18 protein-coding genes are annotated in these 22235 nt (G+C 46.4%); 12 read left to right on the top strand and 6 right to left on the bottom strand.

All coding sequences use genetic code 11. From position 1 onward, the window contains the following. Positions 1–54: 54 nt before the first annotated feature. The 6 genes from NIAKO_RS33015 to NIAKO_RS32990 all read right to left on the bottom strand — a co-directional run bounded on the left by NIAKO_RS33015 (position 55) and on the right by NIAKO_RS32990 (position 8916). Entirely contained in the window at positions 55–1281 is a 1227-nt protein-coding gene (locus NIAKO_RS33015; RefSeq protein WP_014222845.1) for an ABC transporter permease, read from the bottom strand. A 15-nt stretch (positions 1282–1296) separates the two neighbouring features. After that, positions 1297–2046, bottom strand: a complete 750-nt coding sequence (locus tag NIAKO_RS33010; RefSeq protein ID WP_014222844.1) for an ABC transporter ATP-binding protein — start codon at positions 2044–2046, stop codon at positions 1297–1299. Between the two features lie 39 nt (positions 2047–2085). Continuing rightward, positions 2086–3393, bottom strand: a complete 1308-nt coding sequence (locus NIAKO_RS33005) for an efflux RND transporter periplasmic adaptor subunit (protein ID WP_014222843.1) — start codon at positions 3391–3393, stop codon at positions 2086–2088. Between the two features lie 26 nt (positions 3394–3419). After that, positions 3420–4751, bottom strand: a complete 1332-nt coding sequence (locus NIAKO_RS33000) for a TolC family protein (RefSeq protein WP_014222842.1) — start codon at positions 4749–4751, stop codon at positions 3420–3422. Positions 4752–5021: 270 nt separating this feature from the next. Then, positions 5022–8333, bottom strand: a complete 3312-nt coding sequence (locus tag NIAKO_RS39235) for a methylmalonyl-CoA mutase family protein (RefSeq protein ID WP_014222841.1) — start codon at positions 8331–8333, stop codon at positions 5022–5024. A 37-nt stretch (positions 8334–8370) separates the two neighbouring features. Next, positions 8371–8916, bottom strand: a complete 546-nt coding sequence (locus tag NIAKO_RS32990; RefSeq protein WP_014222840.1) for a cobalamin B12-binding domain-containing protein — start codon at positions 8914–8916, stop codon at positions 8371–8373. A 183-nt stretch (positions 8917–9099) separates the two neighbouring features. On the opposite strand from NIAKO_RS32990, the gene NIAKO_RS32985 reads away from it, so the two are divergent. From NIAKO_RS32985 to treF, 12 genes are all read left to right on the top strand, one after another. Next, positions 9100–9957, top strand: coding sequence for a fumarylacetoacetate hydrolase family protein (locus tag NIAKO_RS32985; RefSeq protein ID WP_014222838.1), 858 nt, complete (start codon positions 9100–9102; stop codon positions 9955–9957). A gap of 46 nt (positions 9958–10003) precedes the next feature. Further along, positions 10004–10399: an L-rhamnose mutarotase gene (locus NIAKO_RS32980; RefSeq protein ID WP_014222837.1), complete on the top strand. Its 396-nt coding sequence runs from the start codon at positions 10004–10006 to the stop codon at positions 10397–10399. A gap of 19 nt (positions 10400–10418) precedes the next feature. After that, entirely contained in the window at positions 10419–11315 is an 897-nt protein-coding gene (locus NIAKO_RS32975) for an amidohydrolase family protein (protein ID WP_014222836.1), read from the top strand. A gap of 5 nt (positions 11316–11320) precedes the next feature. Further along, positions 11321–12103 carry an SDR family oxidoreductase gene (locus NIAKO_RS32970; RefSeq protein WP_014222835.1) on the top strand — a complete coding sequence of 261 codons (783 nt, stop codon included), beginning with the start codon at positions 11321–11323 and terminating at the stop codon, positions 12101–12103. Between the two features lie 114 nt (positions 12104–12217). After that, the gene (gene fucP, locus NIAKO_RS32965; RefSeq protein WP_014222834.1) at positions 12218–13504 is read left to right on the top strand and encodes an L-fucose:H+ symporter permease; all 1287 of its coding nucleotides are present in this window, start codon (positions 12218–12220) and stop codon (positions 13502–13504) included. 61 nt (positions 13505–13565) lie between these two features. Beyond that, the gene (locus tag NIAKO_RS32960) at positions 13566–14336 is read left to right on the top strand and encodes an SDR family NAD(P)-dependent oxidoreductase (protein WP_014222833.1); all 771 of its coding nucleotides are present in this window, start codon (positions 13566–13568) and stop codon (positions 14334–14336) included. Between the two features lie 435 nt (positions 14337–14771). Then, a complete protein-coding gene (locus NIAKO_RS32955; RefSeq protein WP_014222832.1) occupies positions 14772–15323 on the top strand; it encodes a hypothetical protein in 552 nt (183 codons plus the stop codon). 75 nt (positions 15324–15398) lie between these two features. Further along, the gene (locus NIAKO_RS32950) at positions 15399–16736 is read left to right on the top strand and encodes a vanadium-dependent haloperoxidase (RefSeq protein ID WP_014222831.1); all 1338 of its coding nucleotides are present in this window, start codon (positions 15399–15401) and stop codon (positions 16734–16736) included. A gap of 29 nt (positions 16737–16765) precedes the next feature. Further along, complete coding sequence (locus NIAKO_RS32945) at positions 16766–17854, top strand: transporter family protein (RefSeq protein WP_014222830.1); 1089 nt, start codon at positions 16766–16768, stop codon at positions 17852–17854. 17 nt (positions 17855–17871) lie between these two features. Beyond that, the gene (locus NIAKO_RS32940; protein ID WP_014222829.1) at positions 17872–18837 is read left to right on the top strand and encodes a hypothetical protein; all 966 of its coding nucleotides are present in this window, start codon (positions 17872–17874) and stop codon (positions 18835–18837) included. Continuing rightward, entirely contained in the window at positions 18834–20390 is a 1557-nt protein-coding gene (locus tag NIAKO_RS32935) for a vanadium-dependent haloperoxidase (protein WP_014222828.1), read from the top strand. Before NIAKO_RS32940 ends, NIAKO_RS32935 begins: the two co-directional genes overlap by 4 nt. A gap of 239 nt (positions 20391–20629) precedes the next feature. Next, positions 20630–22204, top strand: a complete 1575-nt coding sequence (gene treF / locus NIAKO_RS32930; RefSeq protein ID WP_014222827.1) for an alpha,alpha-trehalase TreF — start codon at positions 20630–20632, stop codon at positions 22202–22204. The last annotated feature ends 31 nt before the right edge of the window (positions 22205–22235 follow it).

Raw genomic sequence — 22235 nt, 5'->3', positions numbered from 1 at the left:
TTTTCCGGGCTCTGTATTCAGCTTTAAGCGTTTTGCGTTAAGCATTCAGCGTATCTACTCATACCGCAACGCTTCAATAGGATCGAGCCGCGAGGCTTTTTGCGCCGGGTAATACCCAAAGAATACGCCGGTAATGGCGCATACAATAAACGATAACATGATGGATGATTGCGATACCAGGGTTGGCCACGATAAAAACAACGTCACCAACCGCGAGGCTGTAATGCCAAGAATTACTCCCAGGATACCGCCTGTAATGCTAATTAAGATCGCCTCAATTAAAAACTGGAACAGGATGTCGGCACCCTGTGCACCGATACTCATCCGCAACCCGATCTCTTTTGTACGCTCCGTTACCGATACATACATAATGTTCATGATGCCTATTCCACCTACAACCAGCGAAATACCGGCTATAGCCGTTAGTAATACAGTTAACAACTGGCTGGTTGAGCTAAAGGTATTGATGAGCTCTGCCTGGGTACGAACCAGGAAATCATCGTCATCGGTTGCTTTTAATTTATGGGAAGTACGCAGAATATCGGTGATCTCGGCTGTTGCCTGCGCACTGCTGCCTTCATTAAGCGCTGAGGCGTAAATATTCTGAATGTAAGGAATGGCCAGAATTCTCTTTTGCACGGTAGTATAAGGCGCAATAATGATATCATCCTGGTCCTGGCCAAAGGCGTTCTCGCCCTTTTCAGCCAATACACCAATTACCTTAAATGGGATCTTATTGAAACGGATGATCTTGCCTACCGGGTCTTCTGAGCCAAAGATACTTTCCACTACGGTTTGGCCAATCAAACAAACTTTATCGGCTTTATTTACATTATCGTTCGTAAACGCAATCCCATCTTTCAATGGCCAGTTGCGAATGGTTAAATAATCCGGGCTTACTCCCTGAATGGTGGTAGGCCAGTTTAGGGCGCCGTTGATGGCCTGCCCTTTCGATTGTACAGCAGGCGATACGGCTGAAATGTAGGTAGCCTGTTTTTGAATAGCTTTTATATCATCGAGCGTAAGGGATTGCAGGCCCGTTGCATCGAGCCTGGCCCCGCCGCCACCTACGGTTTGATTGCTGTTGGGCCTGATGGTGATCATATTGGATCCCATACTGCTTAACTGGTCCTGGATGCTTTGTTTGGAGCCCTGTCCAATGGCCACCATAGCAATCACCGAGGCCACGCCTATGATGATACCGAGCATGGTTAAGAATGCACGCAGTTTATTACGCTGCAGCGCTCTTAATGCGATTCGTATGAGGTTAAAAAGTTTCATTGTAATAAGTATCAGTTAGTAATCTGCTGCTACGGGTAATGCTGCCAGCATTTCTTTGGCAGAACGCACCTGGGTGTTCTTACTGTCCTTTACCACCTTGCCATCTTTTAAGGTGATTGTTCTGCTGCTGAAGGCAGCAATATCCGGTTCGTGCGTAACAAACACGATCGTTTTACCCTGTTGCTGATTCAGCTCCTGGAACAGGGCCATAATTTCATAGGAGGTACGGGTATCCAGGTTACCGGTTGCTTCATCGGCCAGGATCATTACCGGTTCATTTACCAGGGCGCGGGCAATGGCCACGCGTTGTTGTTGACCGCCCGATAACTGATTGGGCAAGTGATCGATCCTGTCGCCCAGCTTAACGGCTTCCAGCGCTTTCACGGCCCGCTCATGCCTTAGTTTGGATGAAATGCTTGAATTATAAAACAAAGGCAACTCAACATTTTCCAGGGCCGAGGTACGCGCCAGCAGGTTATAAGACTGAAACACAAATCCTATTTTATGGTTGCGCAATACAGCCAGTTCATTCCGCGATTGCTTACCTATATCAACACCATCGAGTAAATAAGTGCCGTCACTGGGTTTATCCAAACAACCCAATATATTCAGCATGGTGGTTTTACCGGAACCGCTACTACCCATGATAGTTACGAATTCACCCGGTTCCACATCGAATGAAACGCCTTTTAATGCCCGCACAATCTCCACCCCCATTTTAAATTCGCGTTTCAGGTCATGTATGGATACTATCTTGTTAGACATGTTTTCCCTTTTTCATTTCTAATTTTTAATTTCTCATTTCTAATTTCTACGGTTACCGCCTCCGCCACTGCCACCACCTCTACGTTGTGGCATAAACGGACTTCTTGGCGTACCGCTTCCGCCCTTCGCTCCCGTTTCTTCCTGGTGCGAACCGGATACTACCACATCGTCAGTTGTTAAGCCTGATAACACCTGAACATTGGTATCATCAGTAAGGCCAATTTTTATTTTACGGCGGGTAAGGGTGCTGTCTTTCTTCACCCAAACAATAGCTGATTTTCCGGTTTCCACTGTTTCCGAAGCATCGCGTTTTCCACTCTTATTCATACCACTGCTATCTTTGGGCGCACTGCCTATACGCATGCCTCCTTTACCCTGGCCGTCCTTAAATTTGCCTCCTTCAATCGTATATTTCTTATACAGGCTTGAATCGGGCCGGAAGCGCGTTGCCTTTGCAGAAACGAGTAAGGCGTTTGGTATTTCCTGGGTGAACACGGTGATGTTGGCCGTCATACCCGGTTTTAGTTTCAGGTCATCATTGGGTGCATCTACAATGGTAGAATAGGTTACCACGTTTGATGATACGCTCGGGCGCAACCGCACTTCATTAACGTGGCCTTCAAATACATTATCGGGGAAGGCATCTACCGTAAAGGTTACCCGTTGTCCATTCTTTACATTACCAATATCGGCTTCATCTACCGCAGCCATTACCTGCATTTTGGTAAGGTCTTTGGCAATCACAAACAAGGTAGGCGTGTTTAAACTGGATGCTACTGTTTGGCCCACACTCACATTCCGGGTTAACACAGTTCCATCTATGGGCGAGTAAATATTTGCATAGTATAAATTTTGTTGGGCTGCCTTTAATTGGGCAGCAATGGCGTTTACATTGTCATTGGCGGCGTTATAGGTATTTAACGCGATCTCATAATCTGCCTTGCTGATAGCGCCCACATCGAGCAATTGCTTTTGCCGTTCGTAGTTTCCTTTTTGATAATCCTGGTTGGCCCTTGCCTGTCGCAGGTTGGCACTGATCTGATCGCGCTGGGCTGTTAAGATGGTTTTGTCGATTTCAGCTATCAGCTGCCCTTTCCTTACTTTATCATTGAAATCAACATATACCTTGCTAATGGTTCCGGACACCTGGGTACCTACCGACACAGTATCCACCGGTTGAATGGTACCGGTAGCTGTAACACTGGTGGCAATAGGACCATAGTGCGGCTGCTCGGTTTCCAGTACAACAGGTTTTTCTTTTTCCCGGAACTTCCAAAACCAGGTGCCTGCACCGGCAGCAACGAGGAGAAGCACCCAAATGACCCATTTATATTTCTTCTTTTTCATGTTATATCCGTTTATTGTTATAGATATTATAGGGTTACAGGCACACCTGTATAGAATTCGTAGATCTTCTTGTTAAGAATAGTATTATACTTGGCTTGTACATATGCCTGCAGGGCCTGCACATACAGGTTCTTTTGTGTAAGCAGGTCAATAGTATTGAAGGCTCCCAGGCGCATCTGCTCATTGGTAATATGGAAACTCTCCTGGTTGGTTTTCCACGATGATTCTGCTGCCTCCAGTTGCGCCTGTGAATTCAACACAGCGATATAAGCCTGCTCAACAGCCTGGTCGAGCGTGGTCTTTGTGCCCTGTAACGATAACTTCGCCTGTTCTATCTGTATTTTCGATCGCTCTATATTGCTTTTATTAACGCGGTTGGCAAAAATGGGTATTGACACCGTTGCCCCTATTCTTTGATAGAAGTTGTTGTTTACCTGGTTGAAGTACTTGAGATCGTTGTTATCTGAATAACCGCTCGATAAACCAGCTCCTAAACTTATAACCGGCAACCGGCCTGCCCTGGATTTCTCCAATCCTACTTCTGCCGATTTTACATTCAGTTCGCCCACCTTTACTTCGGGTCTTGAATTTACTGCCGCGTTTTCAGCTTCCGGCAGCGACGTAACCACCTGGTTGGTAACCAGCGTATCGGGTTGTATAACATCGAAAGTGACCGAGGAAGGGAGTTGCAATATTTGTTTCAGATTTACCAGGTCGGTACGATGGGCATTGATAGCGGTGGTAAGGTTGTATTTATCATTGGCCAGCGTAGCTTCCAGCTGCAAATAATCCTTGCGTGATAAACTACCCGCATCAAACCGTTGCTTGCCCAGGGTTAACTGCGACTCTGATGAAGTTACCAGCTCCTGCAGGTAAGCGATGTTTTCCTTTTGTAAAAGAATATTCAGATACGCCTGGGTTATCTGCAGGGTAATATCATTTTGGGCCGCCTGTACGTTTAACTGGGCGCTTTCCAGCAGGATGGTTTTCTGCCTGATATCGTTATTCAGAAAACCGCCATTATAAACCACCCAGTTGGAGGTTACCCCATAGTTACCCGATGCAGTAGCCTGGGTTTGAAACCCGCCTACCACCGGGTTGGCATTGTTACTATTTACAAGCGATTGGGTAAGGGTAGCCGATACGCTAGGCAATTTAGCGGCTCTTGCCTGTAAAAGATCCTGCTCACTGGAACGCGCACCCCAACGCAGGTTATTGATGGTGATGTTGTTCTTTTTGGCATAATCCAAACAGGTTTGCAGGTCCCATTTCAACGGCCCTGCTGTGGTATCCTGTGCAAGAAGAGGAGTAAAGAGGCCCGGTAAAAGCCCGGCTATTAGTAAAAAATATTTCAACATACCTTTTATATTTAATGCAGAATTGGGTACTGCTATTTGAAGTGTTTAGAAAACATTTCCAGCGGTTAATTAAAAGGTTTACCAACAGCTTAACAAATTCTTTATCCCGGCCCCCTCCCGGCCTTCCGCCAGCTGGCGGAGAGGAGTCGTATTCCTCTCAACTAATAGTGGTAAATTAAAATGCCACACCAGCCTTACATAAGGCCGGTATGGCATGATTTAATCTTATTTTAATGAGGAATTAATTCTACATTAAAAGCCAAATCCCACTTACATATTTCTTCTATACTGTCCCCCTACTTCAAACAAGGCATGGGTTATTTGCCCCAGCGAACAATACTTCACGGTTTCCATCAGTTCTTCAAAAAGGTTTCCATTGTTGATGGCCACTTTCTTCAGGCGGTTTAACATGTCGGCCGATCTTTGTTCATTCCGTTTCCAGAAGGCCTGCAGGTTCCGGATCTGTTGTTCTTTTTCCTCGGTAGTACTGCGAATTACTTCGGTAGGCAAGATGGTAGGGCTTCCTTTTTTATTCAAAAAAGTATTCACGCCAATGATGGGCAATTCACCATTGTGTTTTAAACTTTCGTAATACAAACTTTCTTCCTGGATCTTGTTGCGCTGATACATACGCTCCATAGCGCCCAGCACGCCACCCCGTTCAGTGATGCGGTCGAACTCTGTCAGCACAGCTTCTTCCACCAGGTCGGTCATTTCTTCAATCAGGAAAGAGCCCTGAATAAAGTTCTCGGTTTTGGCGCTGCCCAGTTCGCGGTTAATAATGAGCTGAATAGCCATCGCCCGCCGCACGCTTTCTTCGGTAGGTGTGGTAATGGCTTCATCATACGCATTTGTATGCAGGCTGTTACAGTTATCGTAAATGGCGTACAATGCCTGCAGGGTGGTTCTTATATCATTGAAATCGATCTCCTGCGCATGCAGGCTTCTACCCGATGTTTGAATATGGTATTTCAGCTTTTGACTGCGGTCGTTGCCTTTGTATTTATACTTCATGGCCTTGGCCCAGATGCGTCGGGCCACACGGCCTATCACGCTGTACTCAGGATCCATCCCATTACTAAAGAAGAATGAGAGGTTAGGAGCAAACTCATCTATATGCATGCCGCGGCTCAGGTAGTATTCTACATATGTAAAACCATTCGCCAGGGTAAAGGCCAATTGTGTAATAGGGTTGGCGCCTGCTTCTGCAATATGATAACCGCTGATACTTACGCTGTAAAAGTTGCGCACCTTTTGCTGAATGAAATATTCCTGCACATCACCCATCAGTTTCAGGGCAAATTCAGTGCTGAAGATACAGGTGTTCTGCGCCTGGTCTTCTTTCAGGATGTCTGCCTGCACGGTACCGCGTACCTGGGCCAGCGCCTCCGCTTTTATTTTGGCATATACTTCTTTAGGCAATACGTCTTCGCCAGATACACCCAATAATGCTAACCCCAATCCATTATTGCCTTCCGGTAAGCGCTCCGGCGCCGAAGGGTTGTAATAAGCTGGTTTAGGAAGTTGTTTGAATCTTTGATCTAACTCACCATTCACCTTTGGCCATTGTCCGTTTTCTTCTATCCATTTTTCACACAACTGATCGATAGCTGCATTCATAAAGAACGCGAGTATGATCGGCGCCGGACCGTTAATGGTCATACTCACCGATGTTTTGGGATCGCACAGATCAAAACCGCTGTATAATTTTTTGGCATCATCTACTGTGGCAATGCTCACGCCGCTGTTACCAACCTTACCATAAATATCCGGACGATGAGCAGGATCCTCGCCATACAGCGTTACACTGTCAAACGCTGTAGACAACCGCCGCGCAGGCTGATCGTACGATACATAGTGAAAACGTTTATTGGTGCGCTCGGGGCCGCCCTCACCGGCAAACATGCGGGTGGGGTCTTCGCCTTCGCGTTTCAGCGGGAACACGCCGGCAGTAAAGGGATATTCACCCGGAATGTTTTCCTGTAATTGCCATTTTAATATATCACCCCAGTCGTTGTACTTGGGCAATACCACTTTTGGTATGCGGGTGCCACTGAGCGATTTGGTAATCATTGATTGTTTAATCACTTTATCGCGCACCTGGTATTCAAAAAAGTCAGCTTTATATTTGGTTACGAGTGCAGGCCATTGCTCCACCAGCTTTTTACATTCGGGATGTAATTGTGCCGACAGTTTATTTTTAAGCGTGGTCAGTTCATCTTTTACGGCAGCAGATAAACTATTAACCGCATTCAGGGTTCCGGTTATTTGATACAGCTGTGTTGCCAGCGCCCCCTGTTCTTTCACCCATACATCATAACCCCGATTGGCATCGGCAATTTCTGAGAGATAGCGAACGCGTTTGGGTGGAATGATCTGCGATTTGGTGGTAGTAACCCCCTCTAAACCTCCTCTGCCAGCTGGCGGAGACGCTTCAAAAGCACCAAATTCGGTACCGGTTTTTGTTTTGATGATACCCATCAGTTTTTTAAACAACTCATTTATACCGGCGTCGTTAAACTGGGCGGCAATGGTGCCAATTACCGGAAGCTCCTCATCTTTGGCCGACCATAAACCATGGTTACGTTTGAACTGTTTGCGCACATCGTGCAGCGCATCCAGTGCGCCGCTTTTATCGAATTTATTAATGGCGATCACATCGGCGTAATCGAGCATATTGATCTTCTCCAATTGCGAAGCCGCGCCATATTCAGGCGTCATTACATACAGGCTTACATCGCAGTAGTCGAGGATGCTCACATCGCTTTGCCCCACCCCGGCAGATTCCAGGATAATAAGATCAAAGGCGGCTTCTTTACACACATCGATGGCTTCCTGCACGTGTTCGCTCAGGGCCACGTCGCTGTCGCGGGTAGCCAGGGAACGCATATAAGCCCGGGGAGAATGGATGCTGTTCATCCGGATACGGTCGCCCAGCAGGGCGCCACCGGTTTTCTTTTTGGAGGGGTCAACAGAAATAACCGCAATTGTTTTCTCCGCAAAAGCATTCAGGTACCGCCTGACTATTTCATCGGTAACTGATGATTTTCCGGCGCCTCCGGTGCCGGTGATGCCGAGAACACAAGCCTCCAAACCTCCGGCCTCCCCCCGGCCCCCTCCGGTGGAGGGGGAGTTGGAAGCTTCGCTATTAATATCGTCTAACTCTTTATCGGGAAGTTGAGAGAGCGTGTTTTGTACCTTGTTTAGTACTTTTTCAATTTCGTAGGTGATTTCATCGTTGGTAAACCTTAAAACATCAAATCCCAATTTGTTTAAAGCTTTTGTTCTTTCTTCATCGCTGATTTGCATCTCAGGCAATTGATGATAATTACCATCTACTTCAATAACCAATCCTTTCTTTAAACAGGCGAAGTCAGCAATAAAATTTCCTATTATATGCTGCCTTCTGAATTTATATCCTTCTCTTTTACTCTTTAGCTTATCCCATAGTATTTCTTCAGCCATGGTAGCCTCTTTTCTATGTGATAAAGCGAATTCCTTAAGCCTTTGATATAGTAAAGGATCTGCTTTCAACTGATTGATCGTTACAGATGAGCCATCATACAATTGCTCACTTTCCATTTTATTTTCAGCAAGCGTTATAGCCCTGGCTATTCTTCTAATGTCTCTTTTTTCTCCCAACGGTAACTTCCCGTTCCATTTTTTTAGGAGCTTCCCAATAGTCGGAGTGATGCCCTTCTCCTCCCCCACCGGGGGAGGCCGGGAGGGGGCCGGTCGGCGTTGGATTGCATTGTTGTATCACCTCCTCAATCATCCCTTCCAACCCTAACCTTCTTCCATCATCCGGACTATAGATCCTCGTGATCCCATAATTATGCAACTCAGTAATCTCCTGGGGCAGAATGGTGCCGCCGCCGCCGCCGAAGATCTTTATATGGCCGCAGCCATTCTCATCCAGCAGGTCTTTCATGTATTTGAAGAACTCCACATGGCCACCCTGGTAGCTGGTGATGGCAATGCCCTGGGCATCTTCTTCTATGGCGCATTCCACGATCTCCGCTACAGACCGGTTATGACCCAGGTGAATGATCTCAGCGCCTTTTGACTGTAAAATGCGCCGCATAATATTAATAGCAGCATCGTGACCATCAAAAAGGGAGGCAGCAGTAACTATTCTGACTTTATTAATTGGTGTATAACTCATATTAGCATGCATTACAAAATCCACCTAAAGTTAGGTCAAAAAAGCTAATGATCGTTAGTATACACTTTTCTTGCATAAAACAGATAAGAAAAAGCAAAACTTCCGGGAACGATACCGGAAATTTTCGTTTGGTTTGCAGTGAAAATGAGATAGTTTCGGCCAACAAAAAATTATACTGGTAACATGAAGCTTATACGTTTTGGAAAATCAGGGCAGGAAAAGCCTGGGGTTGAATTACCCGATGGAAAAAGAATTGACACCAGCGCTTTTGGTGAAGATTATAACGAGCAATTCTTAACGAATAATGGTCTTGGCCGTTTGGCAGAGTGGTTAAAAACAAATCAATCTGCCTGCCCGGTAGTTGATGCCAGTGAGCGTTTGGGCGCCCCCCTGGCCCGTCCTTCAAAGATCGTGTGCATTGGACTGAACTACGTTGACCATGCCAAAGAAACCAATGCGGCGATCCCGGCTGAGCCAATCATATTCTTTAAGTCTACCACCGCTATGGTAGGTCCTAATGACGCCCTGATGATCCCGAAGAACAGTACCAAAACCGATTGGGAAGTAGAGCTGGCTGTAGTAATAGGTAAAAAAGCGAGCTATGTTGACGCGAAAGACGCCAATGATTACATTGCCGGTTACATGCTGCACAACGATTACAGCGAGCGTGCTTTTCAGTTGGAGCGCAATGGTCAGTGGGTAAAAGGTAAAAGCTGCGATACGTTTGCACCTTTAGGCCCCTTTATGGCAACACCCGATGAAATAAAAGACATTCATAACGTACGCCTGTGGCTTTCTGTAAACGGAAAAATGATGCAGGATGGCAATACCAGCAACCTCATCTTCAATATTCCGTTCCTGATCTCTTACGTAAGCCAGTTTATGACCCTGCTCCCTGGCGATATCATTAGCACCGGTACACCAGCTGGCGTAGGTTTAGGTCAAAAGCCCGAACCGTTTTATATAAAAGCCGGGGATGTTATTGAATTGGGTATCGATGGACTGGGCACAAGTAAACAAGTGGCTGTTGCATATAAATAAACAGTTTGTGGTTTGAGCTACAAACCATAAACATCAAACTACAAGCATGAGGTATTGTCTTGCCCTGGACCTGGTAGATGATGCGGCAATGATTGCCGATTACGAGCGCCATCACGATGAAATATGGCCCGAGATAGTGCAAAGCATTCAATCGGCTGGCATTGACGTGCTCGACATCTATCGCACGGGTAACCGGTTGTTTATGATCATCGAGGCCAATGAGCAGTTTACCTTTGCTGAAAAGGCAAAGGCCGATGCCGCCAACCCCAGGGTTCAGGAATGGGAAAGCCTGATGTGGAAGTACCAACAGGCGCTTCCCTGGGCAAAGCCTGGTGAAAAATGGATCCTCATGGAGAAAATATTCGGCCTCCCCCCCGGCCCCCTCCGGTGGAGGGGGAGATTGAAAACACTCCGATCATTTGCAGGGATAATATATTGCTAACGCTATTGAAATTTAGAAAATGACACTTCTCAAAAAATATTACGATGCTGCCAATCCCTCCCCCACCGGGGGAGGACGGGAGGGGGCCGGGATCGTTATCGACTCCCACGTTCACTTCTGGAAATACGATAAAAAAACCTACGACTGGATAGATAATTCCATGAAGACCCTTCAGCAGGATTATCTTCCGGAACACTTGGCGCTGGTTTCAAAAAGAAATAATGTGGATGGCGTGGTAGCCGTACAGGCAACGCAAACTGAAATGGAAACCCATTTCCTGGTTGAACTGGCCAAAACACATTCCATTATCAAAGGCGTGGTAGGCTGGATCGACTTACAGGCCGATAACATCGCAGAGCGTTTGCAATACTTTTCGCAGTATCCCTTCATTAAAGGATACCGCCACGTAGTGCAGGGCGAACCACTCGATTTTCTGGCCCGGCCAAATTTCCGCCGTGGCGTGGCAGCTTTAAAGGCATACAACTATACGTACGATATTCTCATCTTCCATAATCAATTGCAACCAGCTATTGATTTTGTCCAGGCTTTTCCCGATCAGCCATTTGTGGTAGATCATTGCGCCAAACCCGACATTCGTCATAAACAGATAGACGACTGGCGCGCAGGCATGCAGGAAATAGCCAAATTTCCGAACGTGTGCTGCAAACTATCTGGTTTGTTTACCGAAACCAACTGGAAAGAATGGAGCGCAGCCGATTTCTTCCCCTACCTCGATGTGGTGTTTGAAGCATTCGGTACCGACAGACTGCTGTTCGGCAGCGACTGGCCGGTTATGTTGCTCAGCGGTATTTATGTACAATGGAAAAGTTTGCTGGAGAAATATATGGAGAGCTTTTCGGCAGAAGACAGGGAAAAAGTATTTGGCAGCAATGCCATTCAATTTTATAATTTATAACTAATATGGATTTACATCTCACCAACAAAGTATTTATTGTTACCGGGGGTGCCAAAGGAATTGGTGCTGCTATCAGCAGTTCATTGGCTGCTGAAGGTGGTATTGTAGTAATTGCCGGAAGAAATAAAGCTGATAACCAGGCTAAAGTTGATGAAATTATAAAGGCAAAAGGGAAAGCCACCAGCATTGAAGCAGAGCTGGCTGACCCTGCTGCATGTAAAGCTGTGATAGATTTTACCGTGAAAGAATTTGGCCGCATCGATGGCCTTATTAATAATGCCGGTATGAACGATGGTTGCGGACTGGAAAGCGGTTCACCTGAAAAATTCATGAAATCGCTGCAGATCAACCTCAGTCATATTTATAACCTGGCGCATTATGCATTGCCTTATCTGAAAGAAACAAAAGGCACCATCACAAATATCGGCTCAAAGGTTGCTGACACCGGCCAGGGTAATACCTCTGGTTATGCAGCATCTAAAGGCGGTATCAATGCATTGACGCGTGAGTGGGCTGTTGAATTGTTGCCTTACTCCATCCGCGTAAACACTGTGATCCCTGCCGAGGTATGGACGCCGTTGTATGATAAATGGATCCAAACCCTGCCCAATCCGAAAGAGAAACTGGCGCAGATCGTTTCCAAGATCCCATTGGAAAAGCGCTTCACTACTTCAGAAGAGATTGCCGATATGACGGTATTCCTGATCAGTGACCGCTCCAGCCACACCACCGGACAGATCATTTATGTGGATGGTGGGTACACGCATCTCGATCGTTCATTGACCTAAAGCGCAGGCAGACCTGTCAGGTAAACTTAGGCATGCTGAGCATTCAGACTAAAGCCATCTACCTGACAGGTCACCTTAATTCACTTATAAATCCAACTTAAAATTCCCGATTGCATGGCCCTTCCATCATCATCCAGTGCCTCCCTGAATCAAGAACAGCGTAAGGGATATCTATTCCCATTCATCTTAGTAACCAGTTTGTTTTTCTTTTGGGGCTTTGTACATAACCTCGATCCTATATTGATCCCACACCTGCGAAAGGCTTTTAGCCTTAGCTATTTGCAATCCTCATTAGTAGACTCAGCCGTATTCATAGCCTATTTTGCGATGGCATTACCCGCGGGATTTGTAATGAGAAAGTATGGTTATAAATCTGGAATTATTTTAGGGCTATTGCTGTTTGGTACCGGCTCCCTGTTATTCATTCCTGCCGCTAATACAAGAGAATATGTTTATTTCCTGGGAGCGCTGTTTATTATTGCCAGCGGACTCACGTTTTTAGAAACCGCCGCCAACCCTTATGCTTCCTTATTAGGCCCGAAGGAGACAGCTACCCAACGGTTAAACCTGTCACAGTCATTTAACGGACTGGCAACTGTATTGGCGCCGCTGATCGGAGGGGAATTTATTTTATCAAAGAATAATTTAACCGATGCGCAAAAAGCGGCCATGTCGCCCGGGGCCCTGAATACCTACCTGGCCGGTGAAGCAGCTACAGTAAAAGGGCCTTATTTGATCCTTGGGGTTATTATTCTTGCCGTAGCCCTGATCTTTATTTTCACCAAGCTGCCTGAAATAAAAGAAGCAGAAGAAACGAAGAAATCAAGTTTCGCCAATGCAACCCGCCATAAACATTTAGTATGGGCAGTGATAGCGCAATTCTTTTATGTAGGCGCACAGGTTTGTGTTACCAGCTTCTTTATTAATATAGCCGTGAAAGCAGCCCATATCGATGAAAAGATGGCTTCAAAATACCTGTCTTTGGGATATGGTATTGCCTTCATGGGTGGCCGGTTCGTAGGCACTTTCTTTATGAGATACATCAGCCCTAATAAATTACTGGTTCTATATTCGGTAATTAATATTGTTTTATCTGCCATTGCCATTGTCAGCACCGGAATGGTAACAGTATATGCGTTGATTGGGGTTGGATTTTTTATGTCGATCATGTTCCCCACCATTTTCGCATTGGGCATAAAAGGGCTAGGAGCAGATACCAAAATTGGCTCCAGTCTTATCATTATGTCAATTGTAGGTGGCGCATTAATTCCGCTTGCGATGGGCCGCATTGCCGATATCACGCACAATATTCAGAACGGGTACATCATTCCGCTCGTCTGCTTTATTGTGATCCTGTATTTCGGTTGGAAAGGCTATAAACCTAAAACAGCAACAGTATAAAAATTGAAAAGTTAACGGGTTAACTTTTCAACGTATCAACATATCAACTAATTTCGCACCCATGTTTCGACTCGACAATAAAACAGCCATCATTACCGGTGGCGGAAGTGGTATAGGTAAAGCCATTGCTACTGTATTTGCCCAACAGGGAGCCAGCGTTCATATTCTTGATATGGATGAACAGGGCGCTACCAACGTGGTGAAAGAAATTTCAGCGGCCGGCGGCAAAGGCCAGTTTTACAAATGTGATGTATCCAAACAAGCCGATGTAAAACAGATCGTGGATGGAATTGCAGCCAATGGCGCTATCGACATCCTCATCAACAATGCCGGTATTGCCCACATTGGTACTGCCGATACTACACCCGAAGCCGACTTCGACCGCCTGGTAAGTGTGAATGTAAAAGGCGTATACAACTGTTTACACGCCGTTATTCCGCACATGAAACAAAATGGCGGTTCCATTCTTAATATGGCTTCCATTGCCTCACTGGTGGGCATACCCGACCGTTTTGCCTACTCCATGACCAAAGGTGCTGTCGTTGGCATGACGTTATCTGTTGCCAAGGATTATTTGAAATACAATATCCGCTGCAACTGTATTTCACCGGCCCGCGTACATACGCCGTTTGTAGATGGATTCCTGTCAAAGAACTATCCTGGCAAAGAAGTTGAGATGTTTGAAAAGCTGTCCAAAACCCAGCCAATTGGCCGCATGGGTAAACCTGAAGAGATCGGTTACCTGGCATTATACCTCTGCTCTAATGAAGCGTCCTTCATTACCGGCTGCGATTATCCAATCGATGGAGGTTTTACCAAGCTGAACAACTAAGAAATAACAGATCAATACGATATAAAGCGTCCTGACTAATTGGGGTGCTTTTTTTATTTCCAACACCACAAAGATACCAAACACTAAAGCCCGTTTTTGGAAAATGGGACGGGCTTCGAACAAACCTGGTACGGGACACATCAAAATCCGGGATGAATAGCATAAACCATGTGTGAACCATGTGTGAAACATGTGTCATCCATTGGTGAAGGGTGCTATTTGACACATGGTTGACACAAGGATCACACATGGTTCACACATCCTTCACCATAATGAAACCGCCGAAAAGCTGAACCATGACACAGCAACACCCACGTCAAATAATATTTTTCTGCAATATTTAGCAACCCACACCCACTAAAATATTTTGCCCTACAGCGTTTTCGTACCCCAAATTGTCTTATTTTGTAGTAACTCAAAGCTATTGTACCACGGATGAAACGAGCTGCTGCCATATTGCTGCTTCTCATCTTCTTGTTTAACTGGTTTGGATATCGGTTTCTGTCCGATTATCTGCAACACCGGGCCGATACCCGTTTGGAAGCCCAACTGGATCGGCAACAATACAATGAAGCCAGCCTCATAGAGATCCGCGTTCCGCTCAACATGCCTTACCAAAGTATTTCCTCCAATTTTGAACGTTACGATGGCGAAATCGAATTCAACGGTATACACTATAAATATGTAAAACGCAAAGTAGAGAACGGCGAACTCGTGCTGTTATGTTTGCCCAATGAGAACCGGATGCGTTTACAAAACGCCCGCGACGAATTTTTCAAACTGGTGAATGACCTGCAACATAATTCTCAAAGTAAAAATTCCACCCCGGGAATTTCCATCAAAAGCCCGGTAACTGAATACTGGGACCAACAAAACAATTGGCAGGTGCAAACCCTGGCAGCCCAAAGTCATCAATACACAGGCTATACCAACGTCATTCCTTCATTTCCTTTGCTTACCACACCAGCACAACCTCCCGAGTGCTAATGGTTTTATCATCGCCTTTTTATTGGGAAAGTTATAGCCAGGTTACAAGTCTGATTTATTACTAATTGCTATATCATGCGTTTATTTTTGTTTGCCCTTCTATTGGCAGGAGTTACCTCCTGCAAACAACGTGCTGCTGATTATCAAAAAGTATTGCACAACCCCGTTCTGTACAGTAAAATAACCGGTGAGCTGACTGATGTTATTACTTACGACATCTTTACCCCGCCGGTGGCCAGTCGTATTTATGCCTATGCCCATTTGGCCGCCTATGAAGTAATGGTACATGGCGACAGCACCTATACCTCCCTGAAAGGTCAGTTAAAAGGGTTCGATTATGTGCTTCCCCCTGACTCCGGCAAAGTGGTCGATTATCCCTATGCGGCGCTGATGGCTTTTATGGAAGTGGGCAAAACCCTCACTTTTTCAAAAGACCAGACCGATCAGATAGTTGACAGTTTAAAAATGCTGGCCGAAACCAATGGCATGCCTGCCGACATGAAAAAGAATTCTGAAGAATATGGCGTATCTGTTGCCAAAGCGGTGCTGGCCTGGAGCAAGAAAGACAACTATGCACAAACCCGCTCTGCCGCCAAATACACGGTGCCAAACGATGAAGGCAAATGGATCCCCACGCCGCCAGGATATTTTCAGGCAGTAGAACCACAATGGCGTACCATTCGCACCATTGCCATGGACAGCTGTAACCAGTTTGCGCCGCCACTTCCGTGCAGGTTTGGCAAAGATTCAGGCTGCGCCTTCTATAAAATGGCCAAACAGGTACTTGATACCGTTAATTTGCTTACCGATGAACAAAAAGCCATCTCCAGTTTCTGGGATTGTAATGGTTTTAAATTAAACGTGGTTGGTCACACCATGTATGCCACCAAGGCCATGACGCCCGGCGGCCACTGGATGGGCATTACCGGGATTATCTGCGAGAACCAAAAAGCCAATTTTGAAAAAACGGTGTACACCTATACTACTGTATCATTTGCTTTAATGGATGCCTTTATTGCCTGCTGGGATGCCAAATACACCTTTAATCTCGTTCGCCCCGAAACGGTGATCAACAAATACATCGATGCAAACTGGAAACCCTTTTTGCAAACCCCGCCGTTTCCTGAATATACCAGCGGTCACTCTATTATATCAACTGCCGCCGCTACTGTACTGGAACATATCTATGGGGCACAAACGCCTTTCCGCGACAGCACCGAACGCCCATGGGGGTTTCCCGACCGGAGCTTTAAAACACCCCGCGAGGCGGCAGATGAAGCAGGTATAAGCCGCTTTTATGGTGGCATTCATTATCGCCCTTCTGTAATTGTAGCGCGCGACCAGGGCGAGAAAGTAGGTAATTATGTACTCACAAAATTATCTATGAGAAAAGAACAGCTGGCCAGTAAATAACACAACCAACACTACCAAAATAACTGTTTATGAAAAAGCTTGCCATTTTATCGATTGCCTGTTTATTGCTAACCCTTCATGCCCGGTCCCAGGGTTGCGTAGCCATACGCAGCACAGGTGGTTTCTGCACGCGCGACCAGGCGCTCAGCCACGATTCAACCAAATGGCTGCTATCTGTAAGCAATCGTTATTTTAAATCATTCCGCCATTTTGTAGGAACTGAAGAACAAAAGCAACGGATAGAACAGGGGACCCAGGTAATCAATCACGCTTATACGCTTGACCTGGCGCTTTTTCGCAATTTGAAAAATGGCTGGTCTATAGGGCTGGATGTGCCTGTTATTGCCAACGTCCGCTCTTCTATGTATGAGCATGGCGGCAATGGCGTTAAAAACGCCCGCCACTCCACGCATGCATTCGGTGTTGGCGATATTCGCTTCGCAGTATATAAATGGCTGTTTGACCAAACAACCATGCCTAAAGGAAACATCCAGGCAGGGCTCGGGCTAAAACTGCCAACCGGCGATTACCGCTACCAGGATTTCTTTATCAAGAATGATTCCACCAGGGTACTCGGGCCTGTCGATCAATCAATACAGTTAGGTGATGGGGGAACCGGGTTCACTACCGAAATAAATGCCTATTATAACTTCACCGAAAATTTTGGGGTGTATGGTAACTTTTATTACCTGTTCAATCCCCGGGAACAAAATGGCGTATCTACTGCCCGTGGCGGTGCCGTTTCTGCCGACGCTATTAAATACGGCACCAGTGTAATGAGCGTGCCCGATCAAATGATGATCCGTGCCGGCGCCAGCGCCTCCTTTAAGAAATTCACGTTCTCTGCCGGGGTGCGCGATGAGTGCGAACCCTCCAAAGATGTGATCGGTGGCAGCATGGGTTTCCGCCGCCCGGGTTATATCATTTCCATTGAACCAGGTGTGAACTACCAATTCAAAAAAGCAACGGTATATGCTTATGTGCCATTTGCGGTTAAACGCAATCGCACCCAAAGCGTTGCCGACAAATTAAAAACTGCAGACACCGGGGTATATACACAGGGCGATGCTGCCTTTGCGGATTACCTGGTAAACATTGGCGCTTCTTTTAAATTTTAACCATATACTAATTGTTTATGAAACAATCCAGGAAGACCAACCTACGGTATTGCAGCTTGCTTTTTTTATTGGCAGCAGGCCTGCAATCTGCAGTGGCCCAAACAGACATAGATGGTATTATGATGACCAGAAAAAATCTTTGTATTGGCCCGGTGTACGGATATAGCAGCTGGAAAAATTACTGGGAGGGCACCCTTAAAAGAGAGAACCTGAATTTAGGTACCGTTTCTTCACAAATGTATAGTGTAATGGGGGCTTACGGCGTAACTGACAAAGTAAATATTTTGTTCGGCGCGCCTTATGTAACTACCAAAGCATCTGCAGGCACCTTACACGGCATGAAGGGTTTTCAGGATGCATCGATTTGGGTAAAATATATGCCCTTTGATAAAAAGGTAGGCAAAGGTGATCTGAGTGTGTACGGCCTTGCAGGCGCATCAGCCCCCATGAGTAATTATGTAGCCGACTACCTGCCCCTTTCATTGGGGTTGCGCAGTAAAACGCTTTCGCTGAGAGCGATGGCCGATTACCAGGCAGGAAAATGGTTTGCCACCCTGTCTGGCACCTATGTGTTTCGCGACAATATAAAAATTGACCGCGATGCCTATTATACTACCGAAATGCATTACACGAATAAGGTAGACATGCCCGATGCTATGTCGTTCAACTTCCGGGCAGGTTACCGGTACAATGATATTATTGGGGAGGCTTTTCTCGACAACTGGACCACCCTGGGTGGTTTTGATATAACCCGCAACAATATGCCTTTCCCCAGTAACAAAATGAATGCAACGCGCCTGGGCGTAAATGCAAAATACCATTTAAAGAACCTGAAATGGGTTCAACTGGTGGTAAACGGAAGCCATGTTATTGCAGGTCGTAATGTAGGCCAGAGTACCAGTATCAGCACCGGACTGTTCTTCATCCTCAACTTTGCAAAAAAGCAGGCGCCTGCATCAACCCCCAAAAAAGTACAACCATGAAAAAGATCTTATACTATATACTGCCGCTGTTGATTGCCGCTGCCGTTATTGTTCCTTTCGCCTGTACAAAAACAGAGAAAGGCCGCACCGATGATTTGCCGGCATTGCAACCAGATAAAACCGATATAGATGCGGGCGGCTGGAAACCCATTCTGCTTGCCTCGGCAAACGAGTTTTCGGTTTCGGCGCCCATAGCCACTAATACACCTGACTATATTGCCCAGCTGAGCGAAATCAAAAGCTGGCAGGCATCCATAACAGAAAATGAAAAGAACATTGTTAAATACTGGAGCGCTGGTGCTGTACTTCGCTGGAATGAGATCCTGCGGGAACTGGTAGCCAAACACAACCTTCCCCCATACCAGAACGACGATGGTACTTATCCCATTCCCAATGCCAATAACCCATTGGCGTATCCGCAGTTCCCGTTTGCAAACCCACCGTATGCAGCAAGGGCCTATGCCTATGTTAGTGCCGCGCAATACGACGCACTGGTTGCTGCTTACTATTATAAAAAATTATACAACCGCCCGGCGCCTTATAAAGTGGATGCCACCATCAATGTACTGGTACCACAATCTGACCTGCCTTCTTATCCATCGGAAGATGCCGTTGTTGAAGGCGCAGCCGTTGAAATGATGAAGTTATTATTCCCCGGCGACCAGCAATACATTCAACAAAAAGCCGAAGAGCACAAACATGCCCGCATTATTTCAGGCGCCAATGTGCGCAGCGATATAGAGGCCGGCGAAGCATTAGGCAAAGCTGTTGCGCAAAAGTTTGCAACCCGCGCCCGTGGCGATAGGGCCGGCGCCGCTGTAGGTACGCCTGCCGATTGGGCCAAACTGGAAACCGATTGTATTGCCCGTGGTGAAACACCCTGGTACAGTCTGGAAAATCCTAAACGTCCACCCATGCTCCCCTTGTTTGGAAAGGTAAAAGCATTCCTGTTCGATTCGCTCACAGCAATTTCTTTACGGCCTGGGCCACCTCCACTTACTGCCAGTAAAAAAATGTCAGACGAAACCGATGAGATCCTGAGTTTGACAAAAAACGATACGCGCGATCATTACCGTATTGTTCACTATTGGGCCGATGGAGCAGGTACTTCTACCCCATCTGGTCACTGGGATGCCATTGCTGCCGAAGATTTTATAAAAAAGAATTACAGCGAGGTGCGCTGGGCGCGTAACATGGCTTTACTGAATATGTCGTTGATGGATGCCGCTATTGTGTGTTGGGATACCAAGTATTTTTATTTCAATCCCCGGCCCTGCCAAATGAATCCTGCAATAAAAACCTTAACCGGGGTTCCTAATTTCCCGGCATACGTCTCCGGCCACTCTACTTTCAGTGGAGCCGCGTCTACCGTTCTTTCATACATAATCCCCGATCGCGCCACTGCATACGACGATCTGGCGCGGGAAGCTTCCCTGTCCAGAATGCTGGCGGGCATCCATTTCCGGGCCGATTGTGAAGTAGGATTGGAAACCGGTAAAAAAGTGGGCAATTATGCAGTAGACCGTGGCAAAGCTGATGGCGCCGGTAATTAAATTAAATGACCAATCAGCCGATTCTGAGCGCATCCTGAGCGGGCCTGCACTGAGCGGAGCCGAAGTGTTGAAGGATGGAAGCAAACGCACTGAGCGTAGTCGAAGTGCGGAAACACAATAAACCAGACCAATCTTTTTGAGAAGCATAAATAGAAGTCAAACGTCACCGTTCCGATTCTTCGGAACGGTTTTTTATTTCCTACATTTGATAAAGGAATTGGTAATAAAACGCCCTCAGGATGAAAAAACTGTTTCTGTGCCTGCTCATCAGCTGGCAGTTCGTCAATACGATTGCACAACCGCCAGCCACCCCCGATAAAATTTATGGCGATCTTTTCCGCGATGTGCAAATGAGTAAAGTATTTCCCGATGGGAAAACTTTTGTTGACTGTGTGCCAAAGAAAAATCCAAAGAATATAGTTGCTGAATATAATCAACAAAAAGGCACGCCCAAATTCGATCTGAAACAGTTTGTAGAAAACAATTTTGAGTTGCCGCGTACGCCGCAACTCAATTATATAACCCAGGAAAAAGATGTGGTTATGCACATTAAAAACCTCTGGGGGGTATTGCGCCGTGACCCCGATACCGTTGTAATCGGCAGTTCCTTACTGGCATTACCCAATCCATACATTGTACCCGGTGGCCGCTTCCGGGAAGTGTATTACTGGGACAGCTATTTTACCATGCTGGGTCTTATGGCCAGTGGTGAAGGCGAAATGGCGGAGAACATGGTAAAGAATTTTGCCTGGATGATTGACATCTATGGCCATATTCCCAATGGCAACAGATCGTATTACCTAAGCCGCTCCCAACCACCTTTCTTTGCGTTGATGGTTGACCTGCTGGGCAATCTTAAAAGCGACAGCACCTACCTAACGTTTATGCCTGCTTTGGAAAAGGAATACGAATTCTGGATGGATGGCGCCGCCAAACTAAAAACCGGACAGGCGTATAGAAGGGTGGTTAAATTAAACGACACCCTGGTGTTGAACCGCTATTGGGACGATTATCCCTTTCCCCGCCAGGAAGGATATAAGGAAGATGTGGAAATTGCGGAGAAATCGGGCCGTGATAAAAAAGAAATGTACACGCACCTGCGCGCCGGCGCCGAAAGCGGTATCGACTTCAGCAGCCGCTGGTTCAAAGACAAAAAGAACCTCACCACCATCATGGTCACCGATATGGCGCCCGTTGACCTGAACAGTTTGTTATATGAGCTTGAAATTGTGCTGGCCAAATGCAAATTCATGGCCCACGATGCCAAAGCTTCTGCCGATTATGCGCGCAAAGCCGAAAGAAGAAGAGTAGCTATTGATAAATATTGCTGGAATAAAACCCTGAAATACTATACCGATTATAATTTCAGAACGCATAAGGTCTCGGATGTGGTTACCCCTGCCGGAATGTATCCCTTCTGTGTGTACACCAAAAACCTGGATTATATGAGCCTGCTGGCCCGTCAGGCCGCCGAACAGGTGAAAACAAAACTCTTACAGCCTGGTGGCGTAACGGCATCGCCCAATACCACCGGTCAGCAATGGGATGCCCCCAATGGCTGGGCGCCGCTGGAATGGATGACCATCTGGGGCCTCGATCGTTGCGGTCAGCGTGAACTGGCCCGGGACATTGCCGAACGCTGGATTAAATTAAACGTAGATGTATTTAAAAGAACCGGTAAAATGATGGAAAAATACAATGTGGTTGACCTGAACCTCGAAGCCGGCGGTGGCGAATATCCCTCCCAGGATGGATTCGGGTGGACCAATGGAGTACTACTGGCGTTGATTAATAAGTATGGTATGCCGAAATAATTCCAGGTTCCAGGTTTCAAGTTGCAAGTTC

Source organism: Niastella koreensis GR20-10 (assembly GCF_000246855.1).
Classification (GTDB): Bacteria; Bacteroidota; Bacteroidia; order Chitinophagales; family Chitinophagaceae; genus Niastella; species Niastella koreensis.
Note: the sequence above shows the minus strand (reverse complement) of the source record. Positions and strands in the feature narration are given on the sequence as shown.